We start from the raw sequence: 10,479 nt of genomic DNA, 5'->3' as shown, positions 1-10,479 counted from the left end.
TTTTTGTAATTTAAATCAGATAAAATTACTTTTTCAATGCCTTTTGACTGGAATCAAGACTTTGAACAACTAAGTGTAGTACATCAGGAAGTCCAAATTTCAGAAGGATTTTCAGAATTTCTTCATACAAAATATGAAGCAAAAGTAAATGATGTCCAATTAGCAGATGCTTCAGTTACTATTGATGATTATTCAAATGATGGAAGAACTGTTCACATTGTAATGAATAGAGCAGAATTAAAGCAAATTCGAGAGCTAGCAATGAAATCATCGGACTCGGAAATGTTTTTTGAGTTGAGTTCGAGTAAAGATTTGGGTTTACCTCTAGAATCCACCACTCCTGATCTTAGATATCGAGTTAATTTGTCTTGGGAGCCTGAGATAATTAGAGCAGGTGAAGATACTACTTTCTTTTTGAAAACAAATGAATTATTTACAGACAAGTCTAACAAAAATATTGAGTATGACATAGAAATGCTACATGATGGAAATCAAATTTACAAAGAACATATTTCAGGTTCTGTAAATTCTGAAACACCAGATGAAATACAATTCAATTTCTCTCCTGAAAATATTGGGACTGTGACATTTAACATGTTTGATATTGAAGGAAATTCATTATCACATGTCAGTTTTTTGGTGGTTGTTAAACCACAAGATGTTGCAAAGTTTCCAATTAAATTAGAAAGTATTTCTAAATCAAACCCTAATGATGGAAGATATGTTGTAGATCTCACATGGTTTCCTAGTACACTGAATCTTGGAGAATCAGAATTTATCATGACTTTTTATGAAAAAGACACTGGAGCAACAATAAAAGATGTTATCTATGATTTTGTATTAATTAAAGATGGAGAAGAGATACACCGTAAGGCGGGTATTGCAAGTGCAGGTGGAACTTTTGAGAATTTTGTGTTTGTAGAAAAAGAAGCAGGGGATATTACTATAAGAATTGAAAAAATTGCTGGAAGTGATGAATATGTCGAAGTCACTGTAAACGTAGTTCCTGAATTTGGTTTACTTTCACTACTAATACTAAGTATTGCTTTTGTTGTGATAATGATTGTCAGTAAAACTAGAGAAAAAACTATTGTGTGGAGGCATGAACTGTAAAAAAATCATCATGAATACGTGTAAAGGAATCTGTCAAAGATTGAAACTCAAAAATTTCAATGGAAAAACTAGATATGAAAATAATCAGAAGCGTTGTCCTCAATGCAGTGTTTTCATAGAGTGTCCTGATGTAAGGTGTCCTTGCTGTAGATGTGTTTTACGCATTACACCCAGAGCAGGAAAGTCCCGTAAACTGTTTCATGAAAGAAGAAAGGAGTCTAGATATTAGTGAAATTATGGAAATTATCATCAAGTCTGAATAACGTGTAAAAATTATGTTGTATGAATTACATTTTAAAAAACAAATCAAAATAATAATTTTCATTTTTACAATATTAACACTACCATCTGGATTCACAAATTCATATGCTCATCTTGAACAAAGTAGTTCAGGCGGAGTTATTCAGGGAGATTATTTTTCATATATCGGGTTTGAACCTAGAAATCCTGCTCCTGATGAACCCACAAAAATAATCTTTAGCATACAAGATGAAAATGGAAATGATATGTATGATATAGAAACCATGGTTGAAATTTACAGTGAAAGTATGGAGAAAAGAATATTCTATGAACCATGGAAGGTACAAACTATTGGTGATTTTGAAATACCTTTTATTTTTGAAAAATCAGGAACCTATCAAATTGTACTTAGCATATCTGACATAACCAATCTCAAAGAACATGTTGTTTCACCTCGTTTTATCCCCTCAAGTTCATCAGACTGTGATTGTACTAGAGTATTGTTTAACGTATCAGTTTCAGAAAATTGGAATAATATCTGGAGTTCTTTAATGGTAGTTATTGTGATGTTGCCGTTTAGTGTTTTTGGGTATGCAATGTGGAATAATTACAAAAACAAAAGAAAGTCAAATCAAAAACTAGACACACATGAAACACTTCGATATGCCATCATGCTTTTAGCATTTGCAGGTGGTTTAATTCATTTATCTATTTATGTAGATCATACCCCTCTTCGTATAGAATATGGGCTGTTTCTGCTATTAGCTGCAATATCTCAAATTGGATTTGGGGGGTTACTTTTATCAACCGTATTGTTTGTTCCAAAAATATCGAAAAAAGATTTCACATATTCTCATCGCAGAAATTTAGCAATCTATCTATTTGGTTTAATTGGGTCTGCAATGTTAATTGGGCTTTACATTTATGCGATAAGTTACCCTCCTCCACTATCTCCTGAAAATCATCCTGAGCATATTGACATGGCAGGGGTAATTGCAAAAATCTTAGAAATTACCTTGATTGGTGTTATTGTGTATGTTATGAAATTGGAAAATAAAATAAAAAAGAAACATCATTGATTGTACTCATGATCCATAAATTATTTGAAGAGAAAATATGGTCATCTTGGAAAATAAAACATAATGGCAACACCAATTAAAACAACTATTGAGCCAATTATCTCAAATCTATCTGGTTTTTTCTTATCCACCCAATAACCCCAAATTATAGATGATACAACAAAGATTCCTCCATAGGTAGCATACACTTTACCAAAATCAGCAGGTTGGAATGTCATGATAATACCATATGAAAATAAAATTAAACCCCCAATTACTCCAAATATTTTTCTTTTATCAATTCGTAACCATTTCCAAACAAGATATCCGCCACTAATTTCTAACAGAGATGCAAAAAAGAATAATCCTAAAGTTGAAAGAACTACTTCGATCAAACCTTCTCTCCTTTTCTTGGGTAGTAGAAAATTATCAAAACTCCTATTACAGCAATTATTATTCCAATAATGTCATAATTGTCAGGGGTCACTCCATCAACTAACCATCCCCAAAATACGGACATTACAATAAAGACTCCTCCATAAGCTGCATAGACTCTATGAAAGTGGGTTTTCTGAAATGTGGGAATAATTCCATACAAAAATAATACAAAGCCACCAACTGCACCTAATACAAAACCAAAATCTTCACGCAACCAAAGCCATACTAGGTATCCACCACCAATCTCGCAAAGACCAGCTAGAAAAAATAATAGAATTGAAGTGAAAAAATTCTTTGACTGTTCTCCCATTTGATACTAAAATGGAATAAAGATTCTATATTATAACTAATTTAGATAAATGGATTGGAATCAAAGAAAAAGCAATTTTGCGGTTATTGCCCTGAGGACAAATGTTTACTGGATTGTAAAATATGTAATCCAAAACTATGTAGAGGTTGTAATTGTTAGGGGGGAATATGCATAAAGAAACCCTCAAACTAGTTTATTCAAATATCACTTCTTGGATAATTTCTGGTTCTTTGTTTACTGTGCTTTTTGTATTCATGCTGTATGCTAGGGAATTTTTATTCTTTAAGCCATTCTTTGCATTCCAGCTCCCAGTAGATTGGATTCTAAGCTTTGTTCTAATCATAATTGTCTCAGGTCTTATTGCACTAGTGACTAGTTTATCTGTTTTTCAAATGAGAACAGTAAAAGTAAATTCTAGAAAAACTGGAACAGGAGTAGTCGGTTCTGTTATTGGAGTGGGTGCAGGAATATGTACTGGATGTGGGCAAATAGGTTTTACAATAATTTCCACATTGGGGGGTTGCAGGAGCTACTTCCTTATCGTTTCTAACAGAATATGAGATACCAATTAGATTACTCGCAATAGTAATACTTTCTGGCACATACTTTGTAATGATTAATGGAATAACAAAAGGGTGTCAAGTAGATTTGAATGATGTAAAGTCATATTAATTCTTGAAAATTTTATTAATCTGAGAATAATGAAACTAATTGGTATCTCATAGTAGAAGAAATTTTTGAACAAATTGGAATGCTTACCCCAATATTAGTGATGGGACTTGGTTTTTTAGTTGGAATACAGCATGCGTTTGAACCAGATCATATCTCTGCAGTAAGTACTCAAATTTTAAAATCAAAATTTGATAAAAAACCAATAAAACAACTAATTAAACAATCCGTCACAAAATCATCTATTCTTGGTGCGGTTTGGGGGGCAGGGCACACCACAACACTTGTTTTGATAGGCTTTTTGGTATATGCATTTGCAATAACAATACATGATCATATCTTTTCAGGTTTTGAATTTGTAGTTGGAATAATGCTTGTATTTTTGGGGATCACTACAATTATCAATAAAAAAATTCAATTCAAGCACAAACATCCCCATCAACACAAAGATGGAACCATACATCTTGATGAACATAATCATGATGATTCTAATCATAGACATGCTCACAAATCATATATGATTGGTCTAGTTCACGGATTGGCAGGGAGTGGAAGTATTGTTGTACTTAGTGCTATAGCGCTAGAGGATATGGGAATGGTATTTGTATTCATCATAATCTTTGGAGTTGGTTCTATGGTTGGAATGGTACTAGTTGGAAGCTTAATGGGCGTGCCATTTGCTTTTGCAAATAGAATTACACCCATGCAAAAGATTTTCAAATACACTGCGGGAATATTCAGTCTTGCCATTGGTATCAACATAATGTATCAAATAGGGGTTTTAGGACATTTGTTTAGTACCTAAAATAATTACCGATTAAAAGAAATGTTTAATCTACTTTCAAATGAATTTTATGTGCAAATATTCACATCAGAACAGAATAAATGAAATTAATACTTGGTGTAATAGTTGGAATAATTTTAATCGGAATTATAGGAATACTGTATTTACAAAATAATACCAATGATGAATCTAAAACAATATTCTTTACACTACAAGGGGATAATACCATAAATTCATACCCTCATGAGAATAATTGGAATGCAGGAGAGAAAATGACATATATCTCCACAACCAAAAATGGTCTTTTAGTACTTGCAACAAGTAGTGCAAGTGACACTGTTTTTGCATTTAATGGGGAAACAGGTGAATCTATAGACACATTTCATGTTGGAAAAACACCAAAAGGAGTCAAAATCAGTCCTAATGGTAACTTTGCATTTGTTGCAAATGAAGACTCGGATTCAGTTTCTGTAATTGATCTAGTCCTTGGAAAAATTTACACTGAAATTCCTGTCGGTAAAACTCCGCATAACATAATTTTCAATCCTTCAAACGAACTTGCATTTGTGACATTGCAGGGAGAGAATAAAATAGCAATTATAGACGCAAAGGAATTTGAATTGTTATCCACATTCCCTGTAAAAGGAATTCCACATAACTTGGACATATCTCCAGATGGCAAATTTCTTTATGTTACACGAATTGCTACAAATGACGTTGCAGTTATTAATTTAGAAAATAAAGAAATTATTGCAGAAATTCCTGTCACTTTAGGTCATCATGGAATAGATGTTTCCCCTGACGGTAGCAGAGCATATGTTTCGGGAATTGCCGATGATAAGATTAGTGTTATTGATACAGAGTCATTTGATGTAATTGATCAAATCAGGGTAGGAGAAGGATCTCATGGATTAAGAACTAACTCTGATGGCTCTATTCTGTATGTTGCAGTTTCACAAACAAATGAAATTGTAGAAATAAACACTGAAACGTTAGAAATCATAAATTCCGTACCGACTGGTAAAATGCCCTTTTGGATTGCAGTGCCAAATAACCCGTAAACAATTACTCAAATTATACTAATTTTTGTATAAAATAGTCACTCATTAAAAGAGAAAGTCAACATTTCCAAATTATTGATACTTCTTTACATTTGTAAAATAACATCTCATAGAATAAAATTGAAATTCATTTAGGATTTTTTTCTAAATACCTGCGTCTTAAATTAATGATAATTATTGTACCAACAACAATTACAATAATGGTACTTATTGTAACAAGTAATGCATAGCTGATTCTGATGTCTTTGATTTGTATGCCTGGCTCCAATACGGTGATGCTTCTTTCTATCCAAGGATGAATTGTACATGTGTATTCAAAAAAACCATTCTCTTTGAATGTAAATGACCATGATTTTCCTGGGGCAATAACTCCACTATCAAAATATCCGTCAAGTTGTGGTTTGTCTATTTCAGGATCACCCAAAAATCCAATTCCCTTGCCACTCGTTACAGTGTGTCCAGTAATGTCGTCATTTTTCCACGTTACAGTATCGCCAACTTCTACATCATGATTAATTGGGACATACCATTCAATTACTGTCTTTAGTTCTCTGGTATGATCTCCTTGAGGTATTGGGATGATTAATTCTTCGGCATAAGATGTGGGAATTAAGAAAGCAATGAATACTAGTACTGCAATTAAAACAAAAGAGTACAGCCTGCAATTTGTAGAATTAAAATTCATTTTGCAATATTCCATGTAATATTTGGAGATAACAATACATTGCAAATATCCCAAGGCGTTACAAGCCAATCCTTGTAAATAACAAATGGATGAGCCATATCATACATCATAGAAGACACTTCGTTAATTGTTAAATTCTCTGAGATAACTTTGGCTTCTTCAAGATCTACAATGTCTGCTGATTCGTTTAGAAAGTCATTTGTTTCTTTTAGATGTTTCATTTTCTCTGATATTGTTTCTATGATTAATCTGTCACTGAGATATTTACTAGTTCCTTCAAGCAAAATCTTTCTAGCTTTGTTCTCAAACATCAGATTAATCAAATTACCAAACGTATCTCCTTTTTTGAAGGTCACCTGTTTCTTTTCTGGTAAATCCTCAATAGTAAGACTAGTTTTACATGCCTTACCAATTTCCAGAATCTTTTGCGCAGAAATTGCAGAATAAAATCCCCACTCATTAGGAATTACTGCGTATGCCCTACCTTTCTGTTTCCAAAAATTCATCAAATCTTTGTACTTTGTATCCTTTGATACAATAACTGGATTTGGCTCCATAATGTCTTCTACTTTGGTTCCATAGAACAAACTTGAGGTAGGATTCTCTAACAATTTTTCCATGATTTCTTTGCCACCAATAGTGCCTATTGGATTATGATTCTCATCTCTTATGATAATTGAATCAGTGGCTGATTCCAAATATTGTACCAGCATTCCAGTGACGACCCAAACTTCTTTGCCTTTGTCAATATGGATACATAGTGACCACGTCAATCTTTCTGGAAATAATTCTCCAAGAGTTCTCTCTGATATTGGAGTGTCTTGTAACATATTCCACTATTGATTTTATTGCATAAATCATTAGTTTGTAATTATCATATCTGGTTTCAATCTTTGAAGCACTAGTATTCTCATCGTTAATAATCAAAAGTGACTTGAAATATCAAAAATACCAATATGTGTTGGCTTGAGACCTTGGAAATATCCTACAAAAGTTCCTATCTCTGAATTAACACTAGAACAATTATTTTCTGAAAGTTTGACTGATACACCATGTGTCTATCTCAATGAACAACGCGAAGTATGTGTTGCCACTGAAATGTGCATACAATATTTAGAGACATTAGTTGACTCACTTGTGATTAGAGATAACAATCGTAACCCTGTTGGAATGGTTGGGGGGTATGATTTACTAAAACACATACGAGAAAATCCTACTCGCGACTTTCAGTATGAAACCAAAGTCAAAGAGATCATGTTACATGGTCTATTGATTGTTGAGAAGAGCATGACTTTTCACGAATTGATGGAAAAATGGAGGGCATCTAGAAGAGCTTTTGCAATAATACCAAATTCATTTCAAGGATACTCGCCAATTTCTGCAAGAAAAATGCTGGAAGTTGCAGTCAAATCTAAAATCAACACCCCAATTTCATCTCTGCCAAAAAAGAAAATGATTACATTTCAGCCTGATGACACGTTGCGTGAGATAGTTGATTTGATGTTTGAGCATAATACTAGAAAGATACTACTAGAATATTCAAGCCAATTTATCAGCGACAGATTGGTACTTAAAGAAATTTCAAAAGCATTAAAGTTTCAGCCTGACGTGGATAATTTTTTGGATATCCCAGTCAATGAGGTGGAGTTGGAAGATGTAACTGTGGTGTTAGATGATTTAACAATTAACCAAGTGTCATCAATGATGTATGATATGGAGCACCCATATGTGATTTACAAGGATATCTCAGTTACTCCGTGGGATATTTGTGATGTCTTAATGTCTGAAAAAATATCTGAATCATATCAAACCGAAACCAAAAACGTGGTCTGTCCTCATTGCGGGAAGGATGTGTTAATCTAACATGGTAAAAATTTCTGATTCAAGTAGAGACTTTACTGAGAATAATGACAAAAGAAAAGCAATTTTGTACACACTGTCCGTTTCATGATGTGGAACTTATTCACACAGAATTAGAAGATGGTACCTCTAAGGATTACTGTCCAAAATGTCAAGAGTTGTTTGGAGAAAAAATCTAACTATGTCTAAAATAGTCAGTGATTAAAAGAAATAATCTGTGTTTCATTTGACTTTGAAGAAATCACTATTCTATGTGTCTTGTTTGAAATTCATGTTGTTCTTTATTACTAACTAGACCTAATGAAATACTGTGCAAATTCCTGATAGGATTAAAGAATTCATTGAGGAGCAAGGAATTTTTGTTGTAGGAACTGTTAGCGGAAACACGATTGCAAACGTTTCTCCTAGAATCTTTTTCAAAATTGAAGAAAATGCAATTTATTGGCTTGATTTTTTCAAACACAAATCCTACAAGAATTTTCAAATAAATCCTTGGGTTACTGTTTCTGTTTTTAACAAAGATACTTTAGAAGGTTACCAGCTTCGTGGAAATGTAAGTTTTGTCACTGATGACCCTACTAAATCAGAGATTAAAGAATCCATAATCAAAAAGATCTTACAAATTAACTCGTCTTCAAAAATTAAACTATTGTCTGAAAAAGAAGCAACGGTAATACAATTCGAGCCTAATGTGTGCTATTCTCTGAATCCAGAACAACACTCTGATCTGTCAATCGGTTCTGACACTGATTCTGCATTCTTTTAAATGGCTACAATTGGATTTTTATGCCTAAAACTATATGAATCTGAACTAATTTGAAAGTCACTCAATAAAAGAACTAGTCAATATTTTCAAATTATTGATACTTCTTTACATTTGTAAAGTCAAGATGATAAATACAAAAAGACAACAGAGTATACATGCCTCATGAGTTAGATGACATTGACATTGGTATAGTGACTTCACTCCAACAAGATGGAAGAAAATCCTTTAGACAAATAGCCAGAGAACTCGATATCAGCACTCCTACAGTACAAGCAAGATATCAAAGACTAGTCAATATTGGACTGATAAAATCTGTCTCACCTGTGATTGATTCAACTAATGTTATGGATGAACAAAAGGAACAACTCAATGCATGTGATTGTCATGACTCGTCTGAAACAAATCTAAAATCAGGCATGTCTGTAAAAATGAAGTGTGATCTGTGTGATGGAATAATAGGTGACAAACCACACGTTTTAAAATTTGCAAACTTTGAGAGATTCTTTTGTTGCAATACGTGCAAGACACAATTCAAAGAAAAGAATAAGGGAAGAATAGAATCTATAATTGAGAAAGCAAAAGAAGAGCAATAAGATTGAGATTCTGTTTACGATAATTTTTCTAACAATTCTTGTTTTTTTGGAATGCCTGTAAACTCTAATTTTTCATCAATGACTATTGCAGGTGCAATAAAGATTGGATATCTTTCTAAATATTCTGGCTTTTCAGTTACATCTATGATATCATATGAAATGTTTAGATCATCTAGCATTTTCTCAATTACCTTACAATTCCCACAAGAGGGGGTTGTGAGAATTTCTATTTTATGATTCATTTTCAAACTGCTCTGGATTATTCTCAAATGCCCATCTACAACTAGCACAACAAAATCGATATTCTTTTCCATTGTGTGTTAGAATCTCGCCTTTTTCGCCTATTTCTTTTCCACAAACTGGATCCTTCATTGTACCACCTTGGGGTTTCTTCTTTTATTAATCAAATACCACACTATTGGAATTACAATTAACACAACCAATGTGATTGGAATCACTTCTTCGGGAAACACTTTCTCTTCTTCATGTTCATGTTCAGGCATCTCAAATTCTGCAGGAATTGGAGTTAGCTCAACTAACTCATTCCATCCTTGATGAACAAACGTATGCTCATACCACTCATGACCTTCAGGCAAACCGTTGATTATCAAAAATGCTGCAATTACTATCAACATCCATCCAGTTGCACTTTCAATCGACTCTCTTTTGGTAGTCAATCCTTTGGTTGCACTTATTCCTAAAACTGCCAACACTGACAAAAAGATTAATGGGATTGCTCTACCTACCCCGTGAACTAATCCCAACGAAGCCCCTACCTCTACACTCCCTGCACCTGCTATGTAGATCAATAACCAATAGAAGAGAGGGTTAGGACATCCAACTCCCGCATTTCCTAATAGCAATCCCATGAAAAATGCTTTAGAATATTCTCCTCTATTCTG

Annotated in this window: 14 protein-coding genes and 1 pseudogene; 8 read left to right on the top strand and 7 right to left on the bottom strand. The window is 33.3% G+C overall.

The window, feature by feature from the left end; translation table 11 throughout:
• Nucleotides 1-36: 36 nt before the first annotated feature.
• A complete protein-coding gene (locus BD31_RS00820; RefSeq protein ID WP_008297014.1) occupies nucleotides 37-1,113 on the top strand; it encodes a PEFG-CTERM sorting domain-containing protein in 1,077 nt (358 codons plus the stop codon).
• A gap of 275 nt (nucleotides 1,114-1,388) precedes the next feature.
• Nucleotides 1,389-2,432, top strand: coding sequence for a hypothetical protein (locus BD31_RS00815; RefSeq protein ID WP_008297000.1), 1,044 nt, complete (start codon nucleotides 1,389-1,391; stop codon nucleotides 2,430-2,432).
• A gap of 41 nt (nucleotides 2,433-2,473) precedes the next feature.
• On the opposite strand, the gene BD31_RS00810 is transcribed toward BD31_RS00815, so the two are convergent.
• Both BD31_RS00810 and BD31_RS00805 read right to left on the bottom strand, forming a co-directional pair.
• On the bottom strand, nucleotides 2,474-2,806 hold the full coding sequence (locus tag BD31_RS00810) for a YnfA family protein (RefSeq protein WP_008296981.1): 333 nt from the start codon (nucleotides 2,804-2,806) through the stop codon (nucleotides 2,474-2,476).
• Nucleotides 2,803-3,159, bottom strand: coding sequence for a YnfA family protein (locus tag BD31_RS00805; RefSeq protein ID WP_008296983.1), 357 nt, complete (start codon nucleotides 3,157-3,159; stop codon nucleotides 2,803-2,805). Before BD31_RS00805 ends, BD31_RS00810 begins: the two co-directional genes overlap by 4 nt.
• A 167-nt stretch (nucleotides 3,160-3,326) precedes the next feature.
• On the opposite strand from BD31_RS00805, the gene BD31_RS00800 reads away from it, so the two are divergent.
• From BD31_RS00800 to BD31_RS00790, 3 genes are all read left to right on the top strand, one after another.
• Nucleotides 3,327-3,719: a hypothetical protein gene (locus tag BD31_RS00800; protein ID WP_052319555.1), complete on the top strand. Its 393-nt coding sequence runs from the start codon at nucleotides 3,327-3,329 to the stop codon at nucleotides 3,717-3,719.
• 191 nt (nucleotides 3,720-3,910) lie between these two features.
• Nucleotides 3,911-4,633, top strand: a complete 723-nt coding sequence (locus tag BD31_RS00795) for a sulfite exporter TauE/SafE family protein (RefSeq protein WP_008297004.1) — start codon at nucleotides 3,911-3,913, stop codon at nucleotides 4,631-4,633.
• An 80-nt stretch (nucleotides 4,634-4,713) separates the two neighbouring features.
• The gene (locus BD31_RS00790) at nucleotides 4,714-5,673 is read left to right on the top strand and encodes a YVTN family beta-propeller repeat protein (protein ID WP_008297002.1); all 960 of its coding nucleotides are present in this window, start codon (nucleotides 4,714-4,716) and stop codon (nucleotides 5,671-5,673) included.
• 127 nt (nucleotides 5,674-5,800) lie between these two features.
• Here BD31_RS00790 and BD31_RS00785 read toward each other — a convergent pair whose 3' ends face one another.
• Together BD31_RS00785 and BD31_RS00780 are read right to left on the bottom strand one after the other, a co-directional pair.
• The gene (locus BD31_RS00785; RefSeq protein ID WP_008296987.1) at nucleotides 5,801-6,358 is read right to left on the bottom strand and encodes a cupredoxin domain-containing protein; all 558 of its coding nucleotides are present in this window, start codon (nucleotides 6,356-6,358) and stop codon (nucleotides 5,801-5,803) included.
• Complete coding sequence (locus BD31_RS00780) at nucleotides 6,355-7,188, bottom strand: DUF294 nucleotidyltransferase-like/CBS domain-containing protein (RefSeq protein WP_008296991.1); 834 nt, start codon at nucleotides 7,186-7,188, stop codon at nucleotides 6,355-6,357. The genes BD31_RS00785 and BD31_RS00780 overlap by 4 nt, the downstream gene beginning before the upstream one ends.
• Before the next feature lie 136 nt (nucleotides 7,189-7,324).
• Between BD31_RS00780 and BD31_RS00775 the strand changes: the two genes are divergently transcribed.
• The 3 genes from BD31_RS00775 (at nucleotide 7,325) to BD31_RS00765 (ending at nucleotide 9,577) form a co-directional block, all read left to right on the top strand.
• Nucleotides 7,325-8,221 (top strand): CBS domain-containing protein, encoded by an 897-nt coding sequence (locus BD31_RS00775; protein WP_008297007.1) that lies wholly within the window; start codon nucleotides 7,325-7,327, stop codon nucleotides 8,219-8,221.
• A 307-nt stretch (nucleotides 8,222-8,528) separates the two neighbouring features.
• The gene (locus BD31_RS00770) at nucleotides 8,529-8,984 is read left to right on the top strand and encodes a pyridoxamine 5'-phosphate oxidase family protein (RefSeq protein ID WP_008297009.1); all 456 of its coding nucleotides are present in this window, start codon (nucleotides 8,529-8,531) and stop codon (nucleotides 8,982-8,984) included.
• Nucleotides 8,985-9,139: 155 nt separating this feature from the next.
• On the top strand, nucleotides 9,140-9,577 hold the full coding sequence (locus tag BD31_RS00765) for an AsnC family transcriptional regulator (protein WP_008296995.1): 438 nt from the start codon (nucleotides 9,140-9,142) through the stop codon (nucleotides 9,575-9,577).
• A 14-nt stretch (nucleotides 9,578-9,591) separates the two neighbouring features.
• On the opposite strand, the gene BD31_RS00760 is transcribed toward BD31_RS00765, so the two are convergent.
• From BD31_RS00760 to BD31_RS00755, 3 genes and pseudogenes are all read right to left on the bottom strand, one after another.
• Nucleotides 9,592-9,819 carry a glutaredoxin family protein gene (locus BD31_RS00760; RefSeq protein ID WP_048097301.1) on the bottom strand — a complete coding sequence of 76 codons (228 nt, stop codon included), beginning with the start codon at nucleotides 9,817-9,819 and terminating at the stop codon, nucleotides 9,592-9,594.
• Nucleotides 9,809-9,949 carry a YHS domain-containing protein gene (locus BD31_RS09740; protein WP_008297017.1) on the bottom strand — a complete coding sequence of 47 codons (141 nt, stop codon included), beginning with the start codon at nucleotides 9,947-9,949 and terminating at the stop codon, nucleotides 9,809-9,811. Before BD31_RS09740 ends, BD31_RS00760 begins: the two co-directional genes overlap by 11 nt.
• Nucleotides 9,946-10,479 (bottom strand): annotated as a pseudogene (locus tag BD31_RS00755) (cytochrome c biogenesis protein CcdA); the annotation flags it as partial. The pseudogene BD31_RS00755 and the gene BD31_RS09740, both read right to left, overlap by 4 nt.

Source organism: Candidatus Nitrosopumilus salarius BD31 (assembly GCF_000242875.2).
In the GTDB taxonomy this organism is placed as follows: domain Archaea; phylum Thermoproteota; class Nitrososphaeria; order Nitrososphaerales; family Nitrosopumilaceae; genus Nitrosopumilus; species Nitrosopumilus salarius.
This window is presented reverse-complemented; position numbering and strand designations above follow the sequence as displayed.

Coding starts and splice junctions, on each gene's coding strand:
- BD31_RS00820 (WP_008297014.1), top strand. CDS start 37: ATGCCTTTTGACTGGAATCAAGACTTTGAACAACTAAGTGTAGTACAT.
- BD31_RS00815 (WP_008297000.1), top strand. CDS start 1,389: ATGTTGTATGAATTACATTTTAAAAAACAAATCAAAATAATAATTTTC.
- BD31_RS00805 (WP_008296983.1), bottom strand. CDS start 3,159: ATGGGAGAACAGTCAAAGAATTTTTTCACTTCAATTCTATTATTTTTT.
- BD31_RS00800 (WP_052319555.1), top strand. CDS start 3,327: ATGCATAAAGAAACCCTCAAACTAGTTTATTCAAATATCACTTCTTGG.
- BD31_RS00795 (WP_008297004.1), top strand. CDS start 3,911: ATGCTTACCCCAATATTAGTGATGGGACTTGGTTTTTTAGTTGGAATA.
- BD31_RS00790 (WP_008297002.1), top strand. CDS start 4,714: ATGAAATTAATACTTGGTGTAATAGTTGGAATAATTTTAATCGGAATT.
- BD31_RS00785 (WP_008296987.1), bottom strand. CDS start 6,358: ATGAATTTTAATTCTACAAATTGCAGGCTGTACTCTTTTGTTTTAATT.
- BD31_RS00780 (WP_008296991.1), bottom strand. CDS start 7,188: ATGTTACAAGACACTCCAATATCAGAGAGAACTCTTGGAGAATTATTT.
- BD31_RS00765 (WP_008296995.1), top strand. CDS start 9,140: ATGCCTCATGAGTTAGATGACATTGACATTGGTATAGTGACTTCACTC.
- BD31_RS00760 (WP_048097301.1), bottom strand. CDS start 9,819: ATGAATCATAAAATAGAAATTCTCACAACCCCCTCTTGTGGGAATTGT.
- BD31_RS09740 (WP_008297017.1), bottom strand. CDS start 9,949: ATGAAGGATCCAGTTTGTGGAAAAGAAATAGGCGAAAAAGGCGAGATT.